General features: G+C 51.5%; 18 protein-coding genes. 4 read left to right on the plus strand and 14 right to left on the minus strand.

Translation table 11 applies throughout. The features are described 5' to 3' along the window. Nucleotides 1–16 precede the first annotated feature (16 nt). The 4 genes from LK536_RS56715 to LK536_RS56730 all read right to left on the minus strand — a co-directional run bounded on the left by LK536_RS56715 (nucleotide 17) and on the right by LK536_RS56730 (nucleotide 4,125). Nucleotides 17–787 (minus strand): IclR family transcriptional regulator, encoded by a 771-nt coding sequence (locus tag LK536_RS56715; RefSeq protein WP_120058185.1) that lies wholly within the window; start codon nucleotides 785–787, stop codon nucleotides 17–19. Nucleotides 788–994: 207 nt separating this feature from the next. After that, on the minus strand, nucleotides 995–1,948 hold the full coding sequence (locus tag LK536_RS56720) for a C-terminal binding protein (protein WP_227797239.1): 954 nt from the start codon (nucleotides 1,946–1,948) through the stop codon (nucleotides 995–997). Nucleotides 1,949–1,972: 24 nt separating this feature from the next. After that, nucleotides 1,973–2,992 (minus strand): zinc-dependent alcohol dehydrogenase, encoded by a 1,020-nt coding sequence (locus LK536_RS56725; protein ID WP_008721167.1) that lies wholly within the window; start codon nucleotides 2,990–2,992, stop codon nucleotides 1,973–1,975. A gap of 371 nt (nucleotides 2,993–3,363) precedes the next feature. After that, nucleotides 3,364–4,125 carry an SDR family oxidoreductase gene (locus LK536_RS56730; protein ID WP_120058183.1) on the minus strand — a complete coding sequence of 254 codons (762 nt, stop codon included), beginning with the start codon at nucleotides 4,123–4,125 and terminating at the stop codon, nucleotides 3,364–3,366. A gap of 136 nt (nucleotides 4,126–4,261) precedes the next feature. Here LK536_RS56730 and LK536_RS56735 point away from each other — a divergent pair, with 136 nt between their 5' ends. From LK536_RS56735 to LK536_RS56745, 3 genes are read left to right on the plus strand one after another with little or no spacing between them, the layout of a single operon-like run. After that, nucleotides 4,262–4,528: a hypothetical protein gene (locus tag LK536_RS56735; RefSeq protein WP_506092264.1), complete on the plus strand. Its 267-nt coding sequence runs from the start codon at nucleotides 4,262–4,264 to the stop codon at nucleotides 4,526–4,528. Next, a complete protein-coding gene (locus tag LK536_RS56740) occupies nucleotides 4,491–5,357 on the plus strand; it encodes a helix-turn-helix domain-containing protein (RefSeq protein WP_008721162.1) in 867 nt (288 codons plus the stop codon). The genes LK536_RS56735 and LK536_RS56740 overlap by 38 nt, the downstream gene beginning before the upstream one ends. Further along, a complete protein-coding gene (locus LK536_RS56745; protein ID WP_227797238.1) occupies nucleotides 5,347–6,261 on the plus strand; it encodes a DMT family transporter in 915 nt (304 codons plus the stop codon). The genes LK536_RS56740 and LK536_RS56745 overlap by 11 nt, the downstream gene beginning before the upstream one ends. Nucleotides 6,262–6,335: 74 nt before the next feature. On the opposite strand, the gene LK536_RS56750 is transcribed toward LK536_RS56745, so the two are convergent. The 4 genes from LK536_RS56750 to LK536_RS56765 all read right to left on the minus strand — a co-directional run bounded on the left by LK536_RS56750 (nucleotide 6,336) and on the right by LK536_RS56765 (nucleotide 14,536). Continuing rightward, nucleotides 6,336–7,154 (minus strand): PRD domain-containing protein, encoded by an 819-nt coding sequence (locus tag LK536_RS56750; protein ID WP_227797237.1) that lies wholly within the window; start codon nucleotides 7,152–7,154, stop codon nucleotides 6,336–6,338. Nucleotides 7,155–7,319: 165 nt separating this feature from the next. Beyond that, nucleotides 7,320–9,617, minus strand: a complete 2,298-nt coding sequence (locus LK536_RS56755; RefSeq protein ID WP_227797236.1) for a glucose PTS transporter subunit IIA — start codon at nucleotides 9,615–9,617, stop codon at nucleotides 7,320–7,322. A gap of 1,123 nt (nucleotides 9,618–10,740) precedes the next feature. Further along, on the minus strand, nucleotides 10,741–13,032 hold the full coding sequence (locus LK536_RS56760) for a glycoside hydrolase family 3 protein (RefSeq protein WP_227797235.1): 2,292 nt from the start codon (nucleotides 13,030–13,032) through the stop codon (nucleotides 10,741–10,743). A 58-nt stretch (nucleotides 13,033–13,090) separates the two neighbouring features. Next, the gene (locus LK536_RS56765) at nucleotides 13,091–14,536 is read right to left on the minus strand and encodes an MFS transporter (protein WP_025483693.1); all 1,446 of its coding nucleotides are present in this window, start codon (nucleotides 14,534–14,536) and stop codon (nucleotides 13,091–13,093) included. A 243-nt stretch (nucleotides 14,537–14,779) separates the two neighbouring features. Between LK536_RS56765 and LK536_RS56770 the strand changes: the two genes are divergently transcribed. Beyond that, nucleotides 14,780–16,114, plus strand: a complete 1,335-nt coding sequence (locus LK536_RS56770; protein WP_227797234.1) for an AraC family transcriptional regulator — start codon at nucleotides 14,780–14,782, stop codon at nucleotides 16,112–16,114. Between the two features lie 3 nt (nucleotides 16,115–16,117). Here the strand turns inward: LK536_RS56770 and LK536_RS56775 are convergent, their stop codons facing one another. From LK536_RS56775 to LK536_RS56800, 6 genes are all read right to left on the minus strand, one after another. Next, nucleotides 16,118–17,080, minus strand: coding sequence for an ABC transporter permease (locus tag LK536_RS56775; RefSeq protein WP_008721147.1), 963 nt, complete (start codon nucleotides 17,078–17,080; stop codon nucleotides 16,118–16,120). A 13-nt stretch (nucleotides 17,081–17,093) separates the two neighbouring features. After that, nucleotides 17,094–18,614 (minus strand): sugar ABC transporter ATP-binding protein, encoded by a 1,521-nt coding sequence (locus LK536_RS56780; protein WP_034576666.1) that lies wholly within the window; start codon nucleotides 18,612–18,614, stop codon nucleotides 17,094–17,096. A gap of 12 nt (nucleotides 18,615–18,626) precedes the next feature. Then, nucleotides 18,627–19,652, minus strand: a complete 1,026-nt coding sequence (locus LK536_RS56785; RefSeq protein WP_008721144.1) for an ABC transporter permease — start codon at nucleotides 19,650–19,652, stop codon at nucleotides 18,627–18,629. Between the two features lie 108 nt (nucleotides 19,653–19,760). Beyond that, a complete protein-coding gene (locus LK536_RS56790; protein WP_025483697.1) occupies nucleotides 19,761–20,924 on the minus strand; it encodes a sugar ABC transporter substrate-binding protein in 1,164 nt (387 codons plus the stop codon). A gap of 71 nt (nucleotides 20,925–20,995) precedes the next feature. Beyond that, nucleotides 20,996–21,922, minus strand: a complete 927-nt coding sequence (gene alsK / locus LK536_RS56795) for an allose kinase (RefSeq protein WP_506092265.1) — start codon at nucleotides 21,920–21,922, stop codon at nucleotides 20,996–20,998. Next, on the minus strand, nucleotides 21,919–22,893 hold the full coding sequence (locus LK536_RS56800) for a ketose-bisphosphate aldolase (protein ID WP_008721138.1): 975 nt from the start codon (nucleotides 22,891–22,893) through the stop codon (nucleotides 21,919–21,921). Before LK536_RS56800 ends, alsK begins: the two co-directional genes overlap by 4 nt. Nucleotides 22,894–22,910: the final 17 nt, after the last annotated feature.

The raw sequence follows: 22,910 nt of genomic DNA on the forward strand, positions 1-22,910 counted from the left end.
CTCGATACTCCTGTTTCTATCCGTTTTTCTTTTTACCAATCACACCTATGATCCGTTCACGCGTCTCCCACAGATGCTTCTTCACTTCCTCCAGACGTTCCTCCTGCATCCTTGCTAACGGGGCGGAAATACTGATTCCATACACATAATCGCCCTTATAGTCCGGCACGCTGACTCCCACGCAGAACAGCCCTGCTTCCCTTTCTTCCATATCATAGGCAAACCCGGTTTTCCTGGTATCCTTAAGTTCCGTGAGAAGCCGGTCCAGGTCACAGATTGTATTGGGCGTATACTGCACGATTCGGCTGTCATCCCACACCGCCTTTACCTCGGCCTCGGACAGCTTGGACAGGATGGCCTTGCCCACCGCGGTCCCTGCCAAAGGAAACTCAAGGCCCACATGGGAGCCGGTTGCAAACATGTTGGCCGAAGGCGTGATCTTGTCAATGTAACGTATGTTGGTCCCTGCCCGTTCCACGAAATGCACGGTTTCCTTACACTCCTCCGACAGGGCCGCCAGGTATGGATGGGCCAGCTTCACCACGCTGTTGCGTTCCTGGATGCTGTTGCCCACTGCCAGCATTTTATAGGTAAGAAGATATTTGCCGGTTTCCGCCTCCTGCCCCGCGTATCCCAGGTCCACCAATGTCCCCAGTACGCGGTGCACCACGGTGGAGTGGAGGCCGGTCTCATGCCCAATCTCCCTGACACCCATGGCGCCCTTTTCCGCCAGCAGCTCTATTACCTGAAAGGTCCGCTCCACGGACTGTATTGTCTCTTTTGCCATAACTGTTCCATCCTCTGTTTACTGTTTATTTCTGTATCATAGCATAGTTCAGGAATGGGCGCAAGGAATGGTGAAAATGAATGGGCTGGGACATGCAGATGGCGGGAATGAATTTCCGCGCCCTAAGCCGGATAAAAAGAAACCAGGCCTTAACCGCCTCAAATGCGCGATTACGACCCGGTACCGTCCCAGCCATACAGGCTGTTCTTATAAGTGGTTGACTGGATATTTCACTGCTTCCCCATTGGCAAAGCGCACTGCCTCTTCGGCAATCTTGCGCTTCAGCTCAAGGGCGGATTCCTGGGAGTACCAGGCCATATGGGGGCTGCACAGGAAGTTGTCAAACTGGAAAAGGGCTGCCCCCACTTCCATAGGCTCCTCGGATACCACGTCCAGGGCCGCTCCCGCAATCAGCTTTTCCTGAAGGGCTTTTAGCAGGTCCCCTTCGTTGACAATGCCTCCCCTGGCCGTGTTGACCACAAATGCAGTCGGCTTCATTTTCCTGAATGCGTCAATGTTAATCAGGTTGGTGGTCTCAGGCAGAAGTGGACAGTGGATGGAAATCATATCGGATTCCTTTAAAAGTGTATCGAATGTCACGATTTCCACTCCGTCATGCACGCTTCCCACCTCATAAACAGGGTCGCAGGCAATGCGGCGGCAGTCAAAGCCCATCATCCTCTTTGCAAAGGTGCGGCCGATGCGTCCAAAGCCCACAATTCCCACCGTGGAACCGGGAATGCGGTGTACCGGGATGGCTTCTGTATAATTCCAGGTCCTGTGCTTGGTGCAGTCGTTCATCTCGCATATCTTGCGCACCAGGCCCAGCATCAGGCCCATGGCCTGGTCGGCCACTTCATTCATGCCGTAATCCGGGACATTGCATACCTGCACGCCCAGGTCGGTGGCTGCTTTTAAGTCTATGGTATCCACACCCACGCCGTATCTTAAAATCAGCTTCAGTTCCGGCTTCAGGGCCTCCATCACGCGGCGGCTGAAGGGACCGTACTGGGTCAGCATGATTTCCCCGCCCTTGGCCTGGCGGATCAGGTCCTCCTCAGTCTTACAGGCAAGGTGTGTAAAGGTCATGCCGGCTTTGGCAAATACCTCTTCCTCCTGAACCATCTTATCGTGGTCGCAATCCGTAACAATGATTTTCATGGGCTGTCCTTCTCCTTCCTGATATTACCGGCAGTCAACCAGTACTTTTACCGTCATCTCACTGGGGTCTTTAATCAGGTCAAAGACCTTCTCAGACTCAGCTAACGGAACAACATGGGTAACAATCTTCTCTAACTCAGGAGCAATCTCCTTTGCATACTCCACTGCCTGGCCAAACTCACGGAGTGTGTATACACGGCTGCCCACCAGGGTCTGTTCCTTGAAGTTCACATCCTGAAGGTTCACTGCATGGGGAACCTTATGTACGCCCGTAAGGCAGATCATGCCTCCAATGCGGCAGAGCTTTGTGATTTCCAGGGCTGACGGCTCAGAGCCGCTGCACTCAAACACCACGTCCACTCCCACGTTGCCCGTTGCCTGGTTCACATAATCAATCATGCTCTCATTCTTCACATTCACTGTCTCAAATCCAAATTCCTTACACATGGCAAGCCTTGCGTCATCCACATCCGAGATGATGATTTTGGAAGCGCCTGCATGTTTTAACACAATGCCAGTCAGAAGTCCGATAGGGCCTGCGCCGATGATTGCAGCCGTATCCCTGGTCTGGAATCTGGCCTGGTGCATGGTGCGCACGATGACGGCCAGGGGCTCAATGACAGCTGCCGCCTTGTCGGAAACAGCCTCGTCAATCTTAAACAGCACATCCTCATCACAGGTCACATACTCTGCAATCCCGCCGTCCACGTCAATGCCGATGAGCTTTAAGGTCTGGCACACATGGGGGATTCCTGTCTTACATGCAAAGCAATGTCCGCAGGAAAGAAGGGGATAGGCAGACACCCTGTCGCCGACCTTAAAATTACCGCTCCCTCCGTTAACCGCATCAATGGTTCCTATAAACTCATGTCCCAGTACCAGGGGAGCCTTTGCACGCGGATGCTTGCCTGCAAATATCCCGATATCCGATCCGCAGATCCCACAGTAAGATACACGGATCCTGACCTGGCCTTCCTTTGGCTCAGGAACAGGCATTTCACGGACTTCCACTTTTTCCGGCGCTGCATAAACTAAAGTCTTCATAATTTGTAATCCTCCTTGCTTCATTTACATTGTATTGGCTACGTATGGCTGACGGATGCTTGTTACATTTCAGCCCTTTCCAAAACTTAGCTACAACCACATCTCAGTTACATCCACATTTCAGTTACATCCACATCTCAGTTACATCCACATCTAACACACATTCACACAGATAATTTTTACAGCCAGCTCTTATTGTTCCGCATTTCGGAACAATGTTCCTTTTTTGTTGTTATGACTTAATTTAAGCACATTTTACCCATAATGTCAATACAGACGGGCAGTTTTAGCATAAAAAAATAACACCGCATCCATATGCACGGAATGCGGTGTTGGTATATTCTATTTACTATAAGCGGTCCACATAAAATCTACTTAACCAGATATCCCCCATCCACAGGAATCACTGCCCCGTTCAGGTAGTCGGAGGCCGGTGACGCCAGGAATACCACGGTTCCCTTCATGTCATCGGGCGTGCCCCACCGGCGGGCGGGAATGCGGTTGGTAATCTCGGCAAACCTTGGGTTCGCCGGATCTGTAAGGGCTGTGTTCATCTCCGTGTCCATGTATCCCGGAGCAATGCAGTTAACATTGATGCCCTTGCTGGCCCACTCATTGCAGAATGCCTTGGTCATCTGTGTCACTGCGCCCTTGGATGCGGCGTAAGCAGGTACGGTCATTCCTCCGAAGAATGCCAGCATGGAGGAAATGTTAATAATCTTGCCAGGCTTCTCCTTTGCAATGAACTCGCGGGCCGCCATCTGGCAAAGCTCAAAGCAGGCAGTAAAGTTAACGTTCATCACGTCTGCCAGGTCGTCAAGGGGAAATTCCTCACTTTTGTGGCGTCTCTGGATTCCTGCGCAGTTCACCAGAATATCAAGACCTCCCAGACTCTTAACCGCCTCGTCAAATGCCGCTGCCCTGGCAGCGCTGTCCCCCAGGTCCACTGCGATTCCATGACACTTAAGCCCCTTATGGCACAATCCGGCAGCCACATCATGTACCTTTTCGCTGCTTCCGAATATGACCACCTCGGCGCCTGCTTCCATCAGCCCTTCAGCCATTCCATAGCCAAGACCTCTGGTTCCGCCTGTTACAATTGCCTTCTTGCCTGTTAAATCAAATAAATTCATTCTTTTGCCCTCCTGATTGTGATGGTTCAGGAGCTGGCTGTGTGTGAAATGTTACCCTTAGAGTATCATCATTCCTTACAAAAATCAAGATTTTTTTCACCCGGTGTCATATCATCCAAGAAATCCCCGCAAAAATATGCTACACTATGATGTGTCCGTATCCCACCAGCTATCCTACACCTGGCAACGGGCGGCATCAGGTGTGCCAGGCAGCGCCAGTTACAGGGTAACACCAGATGCACAAGGCAGCGCCAGTTACAGGGTAACACCAGATGCACAAGGCAGCGCCAATCGTGCAAGACTGCTCCAGGCAGCCCTGATACCACAGGACGGACACAGCCAGACAGAACCGGAGGTAATCTGCAATGATACAGAACCAGGAACAGCGCCATGTCCATTATGACCGTGACTTAGAGCTGGAAGCTTACCAGCTCAGCGGTATCGTACAAAAATTCCCCAATCATTTCCATGAATGTTATGTCATAGGCTTTGTGGAGGGAGGCAGACGCCATCTGTGGTGTAAAAACCAGGAATGCGATGTAAGCGCCGGGGATTTAATCCTCTTCAACCCCAGAGATAACCACTGCTGCGCGCCGGTGGACGGCGAGCTTCTGGATTACCGCGCGGTAAACATCCAGCCTGAGATAATGGAGAAGTCCGTCAAAGAGATTACAGGCAAATGCTTCCGCCCGTATTTCACCCAGAATGTGGTGTACCGCAGCGACATCACCCGGTCCGTGGCAGCGCTCTATGACTCCATACTGAGGCATGCGTCCAAACTGGAAAAGGAGGAGTCCCTGTTCTTTCTTCTGGAACAGCTTCTGCAGGAATATGCAGAGCCTTTCAGCGAGGAGACCATCTCCAGGCCCGACCCGCAGATACAGTCGCTGTGCACCTATATGGAGGAGCATTTTTCAGACAACATATCCCTAGACGAGCTGACAGCCATGACCACCTTTGGGAAATCCTACCTGCTCCGTTCCTTTACAAAACAGATTGGGGTATCCCCTTACCGGTATCTGCAGACCATCCGCCTTGATAAGGCAAAGCATTTCCTGGAGCAGGGCATTGCTCCCGTGGATGCGGCCGCCATGGCCGGATTCTCAGACCAGAGCCATTTTACCAATTTCTTTAAGGAATTTATCGGACTGACCCCCAGGCAGTACCAGAAAATATTTACCACCGCATCAGAGCCGGAAGAACCGGAAAAGGAGCCGCACCATGAATCATGATAAAACACCCACAGGCCATCTGGCCGCATTCATCACCATCCTCATATGGGGAACCACGTTCATTTCCACCAAAGTCCTGTTAAAAACATTTTCCCCTGTGGAGATCCTGTTCATCCGCTTTGTCATGGGCTATCTGGCCCTGTGGCTGGTGTGTCCCAGAACCCTTAAGCTGGATTCTCGCAGACAGGAGCCGCTGTTCATGGCGGCAGGCCTGTGCGGCATAACCATGTATTACCTGCTGGAGAATATCGCCCTTACCTTCACACTTGCATCCAATGTGGGCGTCATCATCTCCATTGCACCGTTTTTCACGGCTATCCTCAGCTGCCTGTTCCTTGGGGGGACACGGCCCGGCAGGCAGTTCTTCATCGGTTTTCTGCTGGCTATGGCCGGAATCTTCCTTTTAAGCTTTGGAAGCAGTTCCCTGTCCATCAACCCGATGGGCGACATCCTGGCCGTTGCCGCCGCCATCATATGGGCCGTGTATTCCACTTTGACAAAAAAAATAAGCGCCCTTGGCTACAGCACGATCCAGACCACACGGCGCACATTTTTCTATGGGCTTATCTTCATGATCCCGGCGCTGGCCCTGATGGACTTCAATGTCTCACTGAGCCAGGTCACAAGCCCCTTAAATCTCTGCAACCTGCTGTTCCTGGGGCTGGGCGCATCCGCCCTCTGCTTTGTCACCTGGAACCTGGCGGTTAAAATCCTGGGTTCTGTCCGGACCAGTGTGTATATCTACATGGTGCCTGTCATTACCACGGTCAGTTCCGCCCTTGTATTAAAGGAACCTGTGACCATGACCGCCGTATGCGGCATCGCATTAACCCTTGCCGGCCTGTTCCTGTCCGAACGCCCGTCCATGCATCAGCGCCCGGACCGCGCAGGGACAGTTCATTGACAAGTAAGCATCATGAAAAAATCATCAAAGAAAACAGGAGCGTGCCCGGGCAGGTATCAATGCCCGGACACGCTCTATTGCTGCAACACCCTCTGTATATGGATTGCCAGAAAGCCAGTTTCCTCCGGCGCCACGGGAAGCCCCAGGCGCTTCTCCATGTCCCGGCACACCTTCTCCGCCACCTCATAGGGCTTGGGGAAGCTGGTCCTTGCGTAATCCTGCATGTCAAGGCCCGCCCGCTCTCCTTTTCTTGCCCTGGCAATCATATACCGGACATGGCTTGCCAGCCTGTTATATCCCAGCGAATCCGAAGCCAGGTTAAATCCCATCCTGCTTTCAATCTGGTGCATGCTGTCCTGTACCAGCCGCGCCATGTCCATGGCAGCCGCAACATTTTCCTCTGACAGGCCCGCATGGATGTGAAGGGTAATGTATCCGACCTCGTCCTCTGATATGGTCACCCCGGTCAGTTCCCTGATGATAGCAACGCCCTTCATGGCGGATTGGTATTCGCTGGAAAATAACGCCTTGATATCATGCCGGAAGGGATTGGGAAGTTCCCGGCCCTCCCTGGCCCGGCTCACCGCCAAGGCAATATGGTCCGCCATGGGAATCAGGATATCGTGGCTTAACACCCCCATGGTTCCTTCCGCTTCTTCAATGATCCTGCCGGCAGCTTCAATGTACACTGGTTCGATACTGTTTACCTGCTGGAGCGCCGATGTCTTACTTGTGACCAGCTCGTACCGTTTTGCCTGTCCCGTGGATTCAATCCGCTCCCCAGTCCTGTGCCCGAAGCCGATACCGTTGCCTAACAGGATGACTTCCCGCCGTGACTCCACATCCAGAACCAGTATTCCGTTGTTGTTCAAAACCTTTATGATGCGGTACATATGTCCCTCCCCATACCGGATATCCTGATACTAATCCAAATCCTGATGCCCTGCTTTTATCTCACACTGTCTCAGATGCTTTCCTAATGAATTATAGCATATTTGGGTATGAAAGAACAACTCTGAATCACTATACGCCATCTGTCAGCCTATATCTGCTGCCGCCTAATACCACCCGATCTCGTCCAGCCCCTTCACATCCCCGGTCCTGGTCAGATGTATCTCCTGGCCTTCCTTCAGGCCCGTGAACACAACCATACAAGCTTCAGACGCCGCATTGGCCTTGATGAAATCCGGGTCAAAATGCATGAGCCTGCTTCCCTTCTTCACCTTCTGTCCATCTGTCACAAAGGTCTCAAATCCCTTGCCGTCCAGCTTCACCGTGTCCACGCCCACATGTAGGAGGTACTCCATGCCATCCTCATTCCTAAGGCCCATTGCATGCTTTGACGGGAATACAAACACAACCTCGCAGTCCTCCGGCGCAACCACCTCCCCATCCGATGGGATGACCATATATCCGTCCCCCATGGCCTTACTGGAAAATGCTTCGTCCTCTGCCTCGGTAATGGAGGCCGCCTTTCCGTTAAACGGTGAGCAAAGGACATGGCTTCCGGGCAATTTCCTGTCAGGGTTTCCTCCCTTGCCGGTTCCAGCCCCGGTCAGACCATCCCCTGTCAGGCCAGCCCCTGTCAGGCCATTCCCTGTCAGACCAGCCCCTGTCAGACCAGCCCCGGTCAGGCCAGCCCCGGTCAGACCAGCCTCATCCACAGCCTCAGACGCCCCGTTCCCGCCTTCCATGTTACCCTCAGCGGTCATTCCTGCCTTCACCTTAGGCGCATGTTCCAGGAAATGTTCCAGGTTCGCCTTTATCACGGTTACATTAGGACCGTAAATCACCTGGATTCCCTGTCCCTTCTTAATGACGCCCACTGCCCCTGTTGCCTTTAACAGTTTCTCGTCCACCAGGCCCGCCTCGTCCACCGAACATCTGAGACGGGTCGCACAGCAGTCCACGGATGTGATATTTCCTGCGCCGCCCAGGCCTCTTGCAATCTCGGCGCTTAACGGGTCCGCGGTTCCACCCTCCTTACCCGTGCCGCTGGCAGAAACCGCCTTCCTGGCATTGACATCGGCTTTTGTATACAGCTTTGTCTCTTCGTCCTCATCCTCACGGCCCGGGGTCTTAAGGTTGAACTTCTTAATCAGGAAGCTGAAGATAAAGTAATACAGGAGGAAATAAATGACTCCCACCGGAAGGATCCATAGCCAGCTGGTCTTTGCATTTCCCTGAAGGATACCGAATATCAGCAGATCCAGGAAACCGCCGGAAAAGGTCAGTCCCACGGCAATGTTCAGGATATGGGCAATCATATAGGCGCTTCCGGCCAGCACTACCTGGACCGCAAACAGCATTGGCGCCACAAACAGGAATGAAAACTCAATGGGTTCCGTGATACCTGTCAGCATGCTGGTCAGGGCGGCTGACAGAAGCAGGCCGCCTGCCGCCTTCTTCTTATCCGGCTTTGCACACCGGTACATGGCCAGCGCTGCGCCGGGAAGTCCGAATATCATGAAAATGAACTCACCGGAAAAATAACGGGTTGCGTCCGCGCTGAAATGTACCACATCCGGTGAAGCCAGCTGTGCAAAGAATATATTCTGTCCGCCCTGGATCAGGTTCCCGTCTATCATCATGGTCCCGCCTACGGCTGTCTGCCAGAAGGGCATATAAAATACATGATGAAGCCCAAATGGAATCAGGGCGCGTTTGATGATGCCAAAAATCAGTGTGCCCACATAACCAGTCCCTGTCACCAGTCCGCCCAGTGCAAAGATCCCGTTCTGCACCACAGGCCAGATAAAATACATCAGGATGCCCACTCCCAGGTATACCACGGTGGAGATAATGGGAATGAACCGTGAACCGCCGAAAAATGAAAGCGCATTGGGAAGCACGATCTTATGATAACGGTTGTGAAGGGCCGCAACACCCAGCCCCACGATGATACCGCCGAACACTCCCATCTGAAGGGTCTGCATGCCGCACACAGATGCAATGGTTCCGTCCAGGACCCCCGGTGCGATGCTACCGTCCGGAAGTATTTTACCCGAAATGGTAAGCACTGCATTGATTGACATATGCATGACCAGGAACGCTATCATGGCGGAAAGGGCCGCAACCTCCTTCTCCGCCTTGGCCATGCCGATGGCAACACCCACTGCAAATATGATGGGCAGGTTGTCAAATATAACGCTTCCGGCCTTGCTCATGATTACCAACAGGGCGTTCAGCACTGTCCCGTCTCCCAGAATCCTGCCCAGTCCATAGGTGGCAATGGTGGTGGGGTTGGTAAATGAACTGCCGATTCCAAGCAGCAGGCCCGCCACGGGCAGCACTGCTATGGGCAGCATGAAGCTTCGTCCCACGCGCTGAAGTACACCAAAAATCTTGTCTTTCATACTTTTTCCTCCAATCTAAATCCAATCTCTGTTCTTCTACATCCTGTATATGCATATCCTACCCATGCATATTCTGCTCCTGCACTTCACTGCGTATCCCCGGTATTTGCGGCGCCATGCAAAAAAGGCATTAACCATAAAGAACACTGTGTCCAATGTCCTTTTATAGTTAATGCCTGCTTTACCAGTAACACGCTCTCTCTTCAATTGCGCCTTAAGTATAAACAATTTTTAGTTCTTCTGTCAATAAGTAATATGCAACAAATTAGTTTTTCATTTTTGTGCAATACCTCCAATATTCTTTTACCCACAGCGTTTTTCCTATCCTTCACGCGGGAACGCAGGAGTGCTGGATACAGGCCTGTGCCACCTGCCATGGAGATGCCGCCCATTACAAATGCGGATATCTGCGCTTTGTCCCCAGTGTCCTCATGATATGTTACTCCGTACCTTTCATTTTAGCCGTCCCACACTTCCTTACCCACAGCCGTACCCCTGATCCGTAATGCCGGCCCGTCCTGATTAGAACCCCTTCTGCCAGCAATACCGACAGACTTGCGGCTTTTTATGTTATTATAAGCAGTCTTCAGGTCAGTTTACAACAGACTGCACGCAGACTGCGAAGCAGGGCTGATGATAAAAGAATATGTTGCCGTTTTTTGTATATATGCTATACTTTTCTTAGGGAGCAATCGTGTTGCAGGGTGGCGTTGACCTTCATTCTACATAGGATGGAGGTGATGTCTATGAAACATTTCGATTTTAAAGACCTTATGGCTTTTGGAATGTTTATTTTGGCGTTACTGACATTCATTTATATGATTTGTCACTAGCTTAACATAGAAAAACCACCCCAAAACTTGACCGGTAGCAGGGTGGAATTTCTATTCTAATATACAGGTCAACCCACCTTGTGGGCGGTTGTTCCTTTTTTATATCTATATTGTAACATTCCTTATCATTACATGCAAGGATTTTTTATGCGCCCAATCCCACCATCCAGTTTAAACTGTTACGTATATGCCTTTTATAAAAATAGTTCCTCTGTCAATAAGAAATATGCAACAAATTAGTTTTTCATTTTTGTGCAATACCTCCAATATCCTTCCATCAACAGGATACCCTATCCCTCATAAGACAGCCCAAAATCCAGTTCATAGTAGTTCCCCTGGCTGTCCCTGTAAGCGTACGCCTTGCCGTTCCCATCCTTCATCTCCTGCGGCATATACAGGTCCTTGTCATACCCCGGCACATCATTGGGGGAAATGCATACCCCGGTGCTGTCCACCCGTATGACACTGTCGTCCTTTGGAAGTGTAATGGGCATTTTCCCGGAAGGGGCATACCTGCCAAAAGCCACATCCAGCACCGCCTCCGTGTAGGTGTCAAAACCTGCCAGGAGCGCGTCTGCAGATGGTTCCACATTGCCCACCTCCCATGCAAGGGTGAAGTTAATATGTGCAATCACTTTTCCCCCGCGTTTTCGCACAGCCCCGCTGATTTCCCGGATCCGTCCTGTTCCGCAGAGCGTGGTTTCCCTGTGGAATGTGCCGGCTGGCCGTCCTTCCCCGTCCACATCCGCCACCTCTTTGTCCTCACAGATATCCAGTTCCAGATATCCTTTTGTTGCATTGAAGTATTCACCGGAACTGGGGCTTATAAAGAGAAGGGCATAGTCCGCATCCTGATATGTTTGGGTCAGGCAGATATCCCCGCCTTCACGGGCAGACCCATCCGCTATTTCCACATTTCCCCTCACAAGCTTCTCCACGGTTTCCCTGACTGCTTCCGTTTCCTTTGCAGCCGCTTCCCCGTCTGCCCGGAAGCATTCCACATAGATTCTTTTGCCGGATAGCTTTTCTTCGGTAAGGGGAAGTACATTTCCGGCATTTTTAAGCAGTACCACGGATTTCTGATGCGCCTCATACGCGGCGTCCCAATGCTCCTTCCTGGCAATGACCTCCGTAGCCTTATCCGGACACCGGTATGGGTTGTCAAACATACCAAGTGCAAACTTCTCCCTGAGCGTGCGGATTGCCGCCCTTGTCAGGGCTTCATCCGAAAGGGTCAGCTGTTCCGCGGTAAATCCATCCGGCACGGGGTGACCCATGGTGGTATAGTATCCGTTTTTCCCCCGTTCATAGGCCTCCCTTGCAGAAAACACATCCAGGGAACCGCTTATGATATCCACCCCATTGTTGACTGCCAGGGCAATCCTTGAAGGAATGTCCAGCATTTCCACGCCCCAGGCCATCTTATTGGAGATTCCGGAATCGCTGTTCACATATCCCTCAAATCCCATCTGCTCCCGCAGCAGCCCCTGTATGAATGCCTGGTTAAATGCAAACCCTACTGGTTCCATTTCAATCTGACGGCCCTTCCGGTCATACTGTGGCCGGCTCTTGTCTTTACATGGCTTTGCATAATACGGCATGATGGAGGAGGCCTTCTTGTCTATTGCTGTCTGGAACGCGGGAATATGGTATTTCTGAAGGCTGTTTTCTGTCTGATACACGTTCCACTGGCCCTGCGCATAGTGGGGGTCGAATCCATTTTCCCGTGCTCCCCCTCCTGGGAAATGCTTAATCGTAACAGCCACGCCCTCCGGTGTGACCCCATCGCTTCCCCCCTGTATTCCGGGAACCAGCCGCTCCATAATCCTGCACACCAGATCCGGGTCCTCCCCAAAGGTTCCGTAAGTCCGCTGCCACCTGGGGTCCGTTACCACGTCCGCCATGTACATGTATCCCTTTTTCATTCCCACGCTGTCCCACTCCTCGCGGATGCAGGACGCAAAATCATCAATCAGCCCAAGGCCGCTTCCCTTCACAGCCGCCGCAATCCCCATGGTGCCGGGCCAGGCCGCGAATACACCTGCGGCGTCATTCATCCCGAACACCATCTCGCCGTTCTCGTTGCGGGAATTGGATATGACCATTACCGGGACCGCGTGTTCCGAGGCTTCAGCCACCTGGTTCAGCTGGTTCACCCATTCCGCCAGCTCCTCCGGCCTTGGGTTCTGGCGCAGGATCAGATGGCGGATTCCCATCTCCTTAAGGGTATAGGTGGTGCCATATGTCTTTTCCACATTGAAAATGGATTCGTCCTTTTCCACAATCTCCTCATTCAAAAGGCCGGATTCATCCACCTTGGATTTATCCTCCTGGTAGATTCCCATTTTCCAGGAATTTACAAACAACATGCCTATCTTTTCATCTGCGGATAGTTCTTCTGCCAGGGACCTTGCCCTTTCCTCCGGTGACTTCCTCCAGTCTTTGTAAGGGGACAGGATTCCGTCCCCTGTCAGATCCCTGAAATACAGGCCGTCTTTTTCAATTACCGGCTTTACCGTCACCCCGATTGTGGGGCCGTTTGTATTCTTGTAATAGTGAACCGAGGCTTTTGCCATTGTCATATCCCATTCCTTTCTCTACTTCAATTTAATCATTTTAGTTTCATCATCCAGCCCGCATCTATGCCGCCCGTCTGGATTCCAGTTCATCCTGGATTTCAGCCATCTTATCCTTATCCAGGTTATACCAGCGCATGGATATGATTGTGGCAACATGTCCCAGTATGGGAACGATGCAGAAGCAGATCATGATGGCCATGTTAAATGTATCATTGACCGGCTCATTGGGCCGGATCACAACATTGCCCACACCTGCCAGGGTCAGGGCAAATCCCTGGATCATGGCTGAAAATGATGAGATGATCTTGTCGATGAAGGAAAACATGGTCCCCATCATGCCTGGAACAAAGCGTCCGCTGCGGTACTGCTCATAATCCGTACAGTCCGCAATCATGGGGATGATGCCGGAATTGCCCATACTGGCAAGGCATTTCTGCACCAGGAACATCCCGAGGAAGATAGCCGGGGCCTTTGGGTCAGGGCCCACCACAAACATGATGGCCAGCATGATCATGGAACCCCAGGTGCCGACCAGGAAGGTGCGCTTAAGCCCAAACCTTCTGGATACGAACACTCCGCCAATGGAAATCGCTACCAGGGGAACAATCAGTATGCTGGAAAATACACCCTGAAGCTTGGAATCAAGCAGCATATTGGCAAAGAGATACGTCATGGTGCCGCTCATAAGAAGCTGTCCCAGCTTATCTGTTGCAGCGGATATGATCAGCATCTGGATAGGGCGGTTGTGCATCACGATATCCTTATAATCCCTGAACTTTACCTTGGGCTGTGAACCGGCCTGTCCAAAGAACTCCGGCCTGTCCTTCTGGCTGATTCCGATGATTGCCAATACGGTAAACACAAAGGATATGGCTGCCAGGATCAGGACAGCTTCCTTCCACATGGCAGGGTTAATCATACCCAGGCTCTTGCCGTCCTGGCCTAAAAACTCCCCCACTGAGTATTTCTCAGCCAGGATGGTGGTAATCAGCATGGGTACCAGGGCGCTTGCCATCTGGGTCAGCACGCTGTCGAAGCCTGCGAAAATCGGACGCTGTCCGGGATTATTGGTAAGGACAGCCTGCCCTGCCTTGGTAACCACGGTCTGGCAGGTATACCCCAGTATGTAAATAACATAAAACACAGTCGTAAACGCGTACTTCTGGTTCACGCTCCAGTGGGCCGGGGTATTGAAAATCACAATCAGGCTTAGCCAGATAATGATATTACCCACCAGCATATAGGGCCGGAACTTACCGAAACGTCCATTGGTCCTGTCCACCATAAATCCCACCAGCGGGTCCGTTACCGCGTCAAAGATACGCGTGCCCGTTGCAATCAGCCCGATAATGGCAGCCGCCAGCCCCAGCACGTTCTGTGTAAAATATGAATACTGCATCATCAGAAACATGGCAATGTTCGTTGCACAGTTATTCAGTGAGAAAAAACCAATCTGCCACAGCTTCGCGTCATTGTACTGCCTTACCGCTCCCTTTGTCTTCTCCATCATCATTATCTCCCTGTTTTATACATTTTATGGTTATCCGCCGGCTTTATTTTGTAACACTATTTTAACACACTTGATTTTCAATGGTTAGGAATATATAATACTAATTAGTAATATATTGTCATATTGATTTGGCGAAATTAGATAGATTTTGAGAGAGGTTTTTGTGGATTTCGTACAAATGGGGATTTTGGAGGAAGAGATGGGAGAGGGCATTTTCAAATATGCTCCTGGGAGGTAATTATGAATAGAACAATCGATGATGGACGGAAGCAATCAGGAGAGAAATCAGATTTCAAAAAGGTTAATACAGAAGAAGGGAATTTAAAGGACGCCAGCCCAAACAGCTCCCCCGTCTGTTCCCAGCATGAAAAGGCCATGATATCCAGGCAGTTCATCGAGGCAATCCTGCAGGTCCCGGTATCCCTTTGCACTGTCTGCATAGAAGAGATTGAAGCCTGCCTGAAGTCACACCTGCCGGACTTCCTGAAGGAGAACTTTCCCTTCTTCATCACAGAATCCATGGTCCTGTCCTTTGAGCATCTGGTGCTGTATCACATAACGGACTTCCTAAGCCTTAATTTCAACCTCTTCCTCTATGACAATAAAAGCAGGGCAATGATTGCCGGCCCATACCTTACGTGCCAGGCCGGCACGGACTTCTGCGAACAGGTGCTTCAGGACAATGGGAAAAACCTGTCCCTGCTGGTGCCCTTCCACCAGTTCTGCCTGTCCCTTCCCATTGTAGGCAATTCCTATATGCTGGAAGCCATGCGCACCGCCCTGAAGGTTGTAACCGGATATGGGGATGAAGTCCCCTACCGTCATTATGAACCGCAGGCCAGATACAGCCAGGAAGTCTCCTCCCTGTCCCCCCAGGGGGTGGAGGAGGCCACAATGGAGCTTCTGGAACACAGGTACTACTATGAAAAGCTCCTGCTCCAGGAGGTCGCCCAGGGGAATCAGGACATGGCGCTCAGGTATTACCGCCAGTTTTCCATGGACAGCCGTTCCATTGTCCGCACTGAGGATCCGGTGCGGACCTCCAAAAACCTGAGTTTTTCCCTCAACACCATGCTGCGCAAAAGTGCGGAAACAGCGGGTATCCATCCCGTACACCTGGACATCATCTCCTCCAATTTTGCCATGCTCATAGAGAACTCCAACAGCCTGAAGGAGCTGGAGGAATTCAAATCCCAGATGATAAGCGTCTACTGCCGTTTTGTCCAGAAAAACCGCCTGGACCAGTACTCCCCAATAATCCGCAAGGCAATCACCTACATCCGCATCCATCTGGCGGACCAGCTGACCCTGAAGCGGATATCGGAGGGCATCCGGGTCAGCCCCTCCTATCTTTCCCGCCTTTTTAACCAGGAGGTCCATGAGTCCATATCCAACTACATCACCCGGGCCAGAATCGACAAAGCCGCCGAGCTTCTGTCATTTTCCCGGATGAGCGTACAGAATATTGCGTTCTATGTTGGCTTCGGCGATTTGAATTACTTCAGCCGCTGCTTTAAGAAACACAAAAAGAAGACGCCCACGCAATACAGGGCGTCCTCTGCCATTGGGGCCTGAATCCTACTTTATGATTAAATCCCTTCCCTTTGTATCTGAATTCAGGCACACTGCCGCAATCAATATGATACCGATTACGATATTCTTCCAGAGCGGGTCCACGCCCATCATGTTAAGCCCGGACGTAACCCCTGTGATGGTCACCACGCCGATCAGGGTCCTGAGGACGCTGCCCCGGCCTCCTGCCATGGAGGTTCCGCCCAGTGCAACCGAGGCGATTGCCGTCAGTGTAAGGGCGTCCCCTACGGTGGGAACCGCTGATTTCAGCTTGTACGCGTAGAATGCCCCTGCAAGGGCGCTGCAGGCGCCGCTCATTACAAATGCGGATATCTGCGCTTTGTCCGTGTCCACACCGGCCAGCCTTGCGGCGCTTACGTTGGCGCCCACGGCATAGATGGATTTCCCGTACACCGTATACTGCTGGAAGATGAACAGCAGCACGATTCCCAGCAACGCGATGAGGAACACGACCGGGATGCCTGCCACCTTCTGGGTGGCCCATTTTACCATGAAACGTTTGTCCATGGGGATGATCTCCGAACCATTGGGGCAGAGCGTCAGGGCTATATAGGACCAGAAGTTGGTGGTGCACAGGGTAACGATAAAGGACGGAAGCTTAAGCTTGGTCACCAGCAGGCCGTTTAAAAGCCCCATCGCCAGCCCCACCACCAGCATGATTGGAATGATCACATTGCCAAACCTTGCCACATAGATACCGGTAAGCACGCAGGTGCAGGATACCATTGGCCCTGCGCCCAGGTCGATGCCTCCTGTGTAGATGACAAAGGAGAGGCCTCCGGCCATGAGAAGCAGGGGCGCTGCCTCAATCATCATATTCTGCAGGCTGTAGGCGCCGATGAAATTCGGTATCACAATGCTGAATATGCCAAATACCAACACAATGCTTATGAGGCACATGTACTTTGAATAATCAGATATACTAAAGCTTTTCTTTTTATTAGCCATGATATGTACCCTCCTACATCATTTGCTGGACAATATCCAGCTGAAGCGGCTTGTTGCCAACCGGACACTCAAAGCTTCCCCTGATAAGTCCGTCCCTGAGAACAATGATCCTGCTGGACAGGCCGATGCACTCATCCAGTGTATCCCCCAGCAATATGATGGAATGGCCTTCAGCAGTCATATCCCTGACCAGATCATATATCTCTTCCTTGGAGCCGACATCAACGCCTCTTGTGGGATGGTTTAGGATCAGTATCTCACACCCGCTTTCAAGGGCCCTGGCAAATATCACCTTCTGCGCGTTGCCGCCTGATAACTGGTTAATACGCTCCGCAATGGAGAAGCATTTCACACCTGCTTTCTTAACCCAGTTTTCAGCCACCTGGTGCATTTTCTTAGCTGACAGGAAACTGTGGTTTGACAGCTCATCCATGTGTGAGACAATGATGTTGTCCTCGATGGACAGCAGGCCGATCATCCCCTCATCCCTTCGTTCCTTGGGAACGGACAGGATTCCTTTCTTCCTGGCCGCGCAGGGGTTGGGGAAGGTACATTCCCGGCCTTTTACCTTAATCGTGCCGGCTGTGGGCGCGGCATCGCCTACCAGGACCGCGCAGATATCTTCCTTGCCCGAGCCTTCCACCCCGCAAAGCCCCAGCACCTCTCCCTTTTTCAGGTCAAAGCTTACATGGTTAAATGCGCCGAACAGGCTTAAGTCATTCACCTCCAGGATCACCTCGTCCGTGGGCACGGTCTGCTTGTGCTCCACATAGAACTCGCCCGTGGTGGTCCTTCCCACCATCTTCTCATAGAGAAGGTTCACATCCGCACCCTTGGTGGGCATGACGGCTGTCTCCTCCCCGTCCTTGAACACATAAATCCGGTCCGTGATTTCCAGAACCTCATCCAGGCGGTGTGAGATGAAGATGACCGCATTGCCCTGTTCCTTCATATTCCTTACCTGGACAAACAGCTTTTTAATTTCCTCGTCGGACAGGACCGTGGTTGGCTCATCCAGAAGGATGATTGCATGTCCGTTTGCCGCTTCCGTCACCACGTCCAGCACCTTTGCGATTTCCACCATCTGGCGGGCCGCAAAGTCAATGTCCCTTACCTTCCTGGACGGGTCCAGGTCCATGTCAATCCGTCCCAGGGCCTTCTTAGCGTCCTGGTTCATCTTATTCCAGTTGACGAACCCGCACCTGGAATAGCCCTTTTCCCTGCCCAGGTATATGTTCTGGGCAATGGTAAGGTTCCCTACCAGGGACTGCTCCTGGAACACCATGCCGATTCCCTGGTGGTTGGCATCCAGGATGGAACTGGCCGAATAGGGTTTCCCCTGCAGGAACATCTCTCCCATGGAAGGTTTTTCAACACCGCTGATTAACTTCATCAGCGTGGATTTGCCTGCTCCGTTTTCACCGATTAACCCAATTACCTCTCCGCTGTAGACCTTCATATCGATATCGCGGAGAACGGTATTGGCTCCATATGTCTTTCCAACGCCTTTTGCTTCGAATAACAGATCGCCCATGTGTCCCCCTCCTTACTTTGATATGGTCTTGCGGTTACGGTTGATGGTAAGGGTAACTGCAACAATGATGATCACGCCCTGGATGACCTTTTTTACGTATGGGTCCACACCCATCAGGGTCAGCCAGTTGGCAAGCTCTGTATATATCAAAACTCCGACAAAGGCGGACAGTGCGCCTCCTTTGCCGCCGGCCAGTGAACCACCGCCAATGACGATAGCCGTTACAACTGGGAACATCTGATTCAGACCGATGCTGGATTGTCCTAATTTAAGACGTATGCACTGCAGTATGCCTGCCATACCCGCCGTACATCCGCATAAGGCAAAAACCTTTATTTTCGTAAGACCGATATTGATTCCCGTGGACGCTGCCGCTGTCTCATTGTCGCCAATTGCATACACAGCCCTTCCGAAGGCCGTATAATTGAGAATCAGCGCACCGATAATGAAGATGGCAAATGCGATGATGGTTATGTAGGGAATACCGATGAATTTCCCCTGTGACAGCACGACAAAAAGTTCATCCTTGACCTGGATGGGCGTGCCCTGGTAAACCAGCACAGCCACGCCGGTCATGATGCTTCCCACCGCATATGTGACAATGAATGTCGCGATTCTTGCTTTTACATGGATGATACCTGTTATAGCCCCGATAAACGTACTGATGAGAATAACGAACAAGATACCTAATATACCAAAATCATTGCTGTTTGAGTTGTTTACAACCAAAAATGCCACAAATGATCCTGCAAATCCCATGACCCCTTCAATGGAAAGATCGATGCTGCCCAGCAGCAGCACATAGGTCAGGCCGACGGAGATTACAAGAGGGATTGACATCTGGTACATGATGTTGACCACATTTCCCCAAGTAAAGAAATCCTTCTGGGAAACTGCTCCTATCATAGTCATGATAACTAACAGAATCAGTGGTGCATATCTTCTAATCTTATCTTTCCTTGCGTCATCCTTGACCTTGTAAGCAAACTGCTGGCCCACGGATAAAGCAGCTAAAGATTCTTCCCATTTATTCTTCATTATATTATCCCCTTATATACATAGTCATTATGGAACAATATTCCCCTTTTAAAGGAAGTGGGTCTGCCCTCAGGCAAGCCCACTTCACAGTTACCTACTTGATACTGATTATTCCTGGTATTTGTCAATACAGAATGACAGGTCATTGTAGTCATAGCCAGGATTCTTGGTCTTAATGAACTTGTCAATGATATCATTTGCATTGTCTTTTGTAACCAGTGTTGTCTTACAGAAAATCAGGCGCTCATTGTCAGGAATGGTGGTTGGGTCTAATTTGCCCAGGGCTGCCTGGATTGCGTAGGATGCGCCGTAGCCGGCAATCATGTATCCGTTGTTCGCATTGGTGATTACCATGTCGCCGTCATTAACAGCGTTCAGGGCCGCCTCGATACCGTCACAGCCGCTGACCATGATTTTTCCGTTCAGTCCCTTGTTCTTGAGGGCTTCAACAGCGCCAAGGGCCATGGTGTCGTTTGCAGAATAAACACCCTTTAAATCAGGATATTTAACCAGCCAGTTCTCTGTCAGGGTCATTGCCTCGGACTGGCTCCAGCTTGCTGTCTGGCTGTCAACCACTTCGATGTTCGGATAATCCTTCAGGGCTTCCTCAAATGCTTTGTGCCTGTTGGTTGCAGAGTCATCACCTAACAGTCCCTGCAGTTCAGCAACCTGTCCCTCGCCGCCAATGGACTCGAACAGGGCCTTTGCAGTTGCCTTGCCGATTGCGATATCATCCAGCATAAGGCTTGCTACGAAATGTGGATAATCCTTTGGATACAGGCCGTCTGCCCTGTGTGCCAGGATTGCCACGTAGTTTCCGGACTCCTCGCACAGCTCTGCGATGTTGGCTGTGTTGGCTGTGGATGACGGGTCAACTACAAAGACAGCCTTGTCACCGTACTGTGCAATGTAGTCCTTGATTCCCTGCAGCTGCTTGTTGTCGTCGCTGTCACAGGTAAGGACATCTGCCGATACGCCGTAGGATGCTGCTGCAAGCTTGGCGCCCTCTGCTTCCTGTGCCCAGTACTCGTTGTCCATGGAATGGATGCAGATAGCCAGATGGTAGTCAGAACCCTCTCCTGCCGGAGCTGCTGCTTCAGTTGCCGCCTCAGTCCCAGCGCTTTCTTTGGCTGCTTCGGTTGCCGCCTCAGTTGCTGCTGCCGTGGTTTCAGCCGGTGCTGCTGCGGACTCCGCCGGTTTGCTGGAACAGCCAGCCAATGCGGATACAGTCAGTGCGGTTGCCATTAATGCTGCGATCATTCTCTTTTTCATGTTACTTCCTCCTTCTACTTTTAAATAGTTTTTATACGTAAATGCCGTCTTTCATCAGCATCCAGTATTCATTACACCCTTTGCCCCATTCTGGCCGCCGCGTTGATGGCAGCCCCGGTAATACCCGACTCAGGATCCCCCAACGCCCTGATGAAGCGTACCGAATCCCTTGGATAGGGAATCCTCAGGTTTTCCTTTACGGTCTGTTCGAAGTACTCCATGGGAAACCCTTTCATATCCACCACGCCGCCGCCCAATACCACACAACCAGGATCCAGTATGGTAATCTCCGTTGCAGCAGCTATGGCGCAGGCATGGACCACATCCTTAACGTCCTTTTCTTCCCCATACCGCTCAAAAATCTCCGACACGGGACAGTGGTATTTCTCCTCTGCCAGAAGATGGAGCGTCCTGCCGCTGGCTTTCAGCTCAATACAGCCATTCTTGCCGCAGCCGCAGCTGTCCGTAAATCCCAGGACCGGTATGTGTCCCAGTTCACAGGCCGAGCCTGTATTCCCGATATAGATTTTTCCGTCAATGCACATGGAATTGCCAAGTCCCGTGCCGATGAATATACCGATGATGATTCCCCGCGTATCAATATGTCCCTTCCATATCTCATAGAGAAGGGCCGTGTTCACATCCCTCTCCATATAGACCGGAAGCCCTGTCCTTTCAGTAAGGATGTCCACCAGGGAAATGTTGTTAAATCCCTTTATGTTCGGCGAATTGTAATTAACCGTGCGTTCCCTGTTCATCAGCGAAGCCAGCGACAAGGCCATGCACAGAAAATTTTCTTTCCCATACCGCTCTATATAGGGCCTTACAAGCCCTTCAATATACCCCCCTTTGTCCACTGCGTCTGAGAGGCGCCTGCTGGGTTCCTTTTTAAAGTCCAGCACCCGGAATGTCCCATCAAGAACCCCATACCTGAGATTGGTCCCCCCGATTTCCATTGATAAGTATAAATGTTCCACGTCCATCATCCCTGTCGTCATGCCTTGTATGCGCTGCCCATCACATCAATCTTATGGAGATAGATTTCCTTTAACAGGCCGCGGTTCTTCAATGTGAATACCCTGCTGTCAATTGCCCCCGGGTTCTCTGCCAGGATCTTCCTTGTATTGGCCAGTGCGCTGATCCAGCCGTCGGTAGCGATGTTAACCTTGCACACCCCCATCCTGGCCGCCTTGGTCACCTGCTCTTCCGGTATGCCGGCCACGGCTTCAATATGTCCTCCGTAGGCATTGATCATGTCCACGAACCGCGGCTCTATGGTAGATGCGCCGTGGAGCACAATGGGGAATCCCGGCACCCTGCGCATCACGTCCTCCAGGATATCGTATCTCAGTTCCGGGAGCGTACCGTCCGGATTCGCCTTGATCTTCACCAGGCCATGGCAGGTGCCTATGGAGATTGCCAGGCTGTCGCATCCTGTCTCCTTTGCAAATTCCTCCACCATCCCCGGATCCGTGTACAGGCTTTCGTGATGGCCCACGTCACCGCCCTCTTCCGCGCCGGAAAGGACTCCCAGTTCAGCTTCCACCGTCACCCCATGCCGGTGGGCATATTCCACGGTCTTTTTCGTAAGGGCAACATTATCCTTAAAAGGAAGGGCGCTGCCATCTATCATAATAGAAGAAAATCCAAATTCCACCGCATCCACGCACTGCGCAAATGTCATGCCGTGATCCAGGTGCAGGGCCACGGGAATGTCAAGCCCCTGGTTCCTGATACGGTCCGTCCCGGACTGCACGATCCTTGCAAGCATCTCATATCCCAGCTGCTTATGCAGGTTAGGGGACGCCAGCAGGATGACAGGGGAACGTTTCTCAATCACAGCGTCCATGATTCCATTGAACTGTTCAATGGATACGAAGTTAAATGCCGGTACCGCATAACCTTCATCATATGCCTTCTTAAACATTTCCCTGGTGTTTACCTGTCCAAGTTCTGAATAGTGATACATGTCTGCCACCTCCATGT

The sequence above is a fragment of the Clostridium pacaense genome (assembly GCF_020709765.2).
Taxonomy (GTDB): Bacteria; Bacillota; Clostridia; order Lachnospirales; family Lachnospiraceae; genus Enterocloster; species Enterocloster hominis.

What these genes read in the sequence shown, in the direction of transcription:
- LK536_RS56800 (WP_008721138.1), bottom strand. Translation starts at nt 22,893, where the DNA reads ATGTATCACTATTCAGAACTTGGACAGGTAAACACCAGGGAAATGTTT.
- LK536_RS56750 (WP_227797237.1), bottom strand. Translation starts at nt 7,154, where the DNA reads ATGTACCGCATCATAAAGGTTTTGAACAACAACGGAATACTGGTTCTG.
- LK536_RS56790 (WP_025483697.1), bottom strand. Translation starts at nt 20,924, where the DNA reads ATGAAAAAGAGAATGATCGCAGCATTAATGGCAACCGCACTGACTGTA.
- LK536_RS56780 (WP_034576666.1), bottom strand. Translation starts at nt 18,614, where the DNA reads ATGGGCGATCTGTTATTCGAAGCAAAAGGCGTTGGAAAGACATATGGA.
- LK536_RS56735 (WP_506092264.1), top strand. Translation starts at nt 4,262, where the DNA reads ATGCTACACTATGATGTGTCCGTATCCCACCAGCTATCCTACACCTGG.
- LK536_RS56770 (WP_227797234.1), top strand. Translation starts at nt 14,780, where the DNA reads ATGAATAGAACAATCGATGATGGACGGAAGCAATCAGGAGAGAAATCA.
- LK536_RS56785 (WP_008721144.1), bottom strand. Translation starts at nt 19,652, where the DNA reads ATGAAGAATAAATGGGAAGAATCTTTAGCTGCTTTATCCGTGGGCCAG.
- LK536_RS56730 (WP_120058183.1), bottom strand. Translation starts at nt 4,125, where the DNA reads ATGAATTTATTTGATTTAACAGGCAAGAAGGCAATTGTAACAGGCGGA.
- LK536_RS56765 (WP_025483693.1), bottom strand. Translation starts at nt 14,536, where the DNA reads ATGGAGAAGACAAAGGGAGCGGTAAGGCAGTACAATGACGCGAAGCTG.
- LK536_RS56720 (WP_227797239.1), bottom strand. Translation starts at nt 1,948, where the DNA reads ATGAAAATCATTGTTACGGATTGCGACCACGATAAGATGGTTCAGGAG.
- LK536_RS56755 (WP_227797236.1), bottom strand. Translation starts at nt 9,617, where the DNA reads ATGAAAGACAAGATTTTTGGTGTACTTCAGCGCGTGGGACGAAGCTTC.
- LK536_RS56715 (WP_120058185.1), bottom strand. Translation starts at nt 787, where the DNA reads ATGGCAAAAGAGACAATACAGTCCGTGGAGCGGACCTTTCAGGTAATA.
- LK536_RS56740 (WP_008721162.1), top strand. Translation starts at nt 4,491, where the DNA reads ATGATACAGAACCAGGAACAGCGCCATGTCCATTATGACCGTGACTTA.
- LK536_RS56760 (WP_227797235.1), bottom strand. Translation starts at nt 13,032, where the DNA reads ATGACAATGGCAAAAGCCTCGGTTCACTATTACAAGAATACAAACGGC.
- alsK (WP_506092265.1), bottom strand. Translation starts at nt 21,922, where the DNA reads ATGACGACAGGGATGATGGACGTGGAACATTTATACTTATCAATGGAA.
- LK536_RS56775 (WP_008721147.1), bottom strand. Translation starts at nt 17,080, where the DNA reads ATGGCTAATAAAAAGAAAAGCTTTAGTATATCTGATTATTCAAAGTAC.
- LK536_RS56725 (WP_008721167.1), bottom strand. Translation starts at nt 2,992, where the DNA reads ATGAAGACTTTAGTTTATGCAGCGCCGGAAAAAGTGGAAGTCCGTGAA.
- LK536_RS56745 (WP_227797238.1), top strand. Translation starts at nt 5,347, where the DNA reads ATGAATCATGATAAAACACCCACAGGCCATCTGGCCGCATTCATCACC.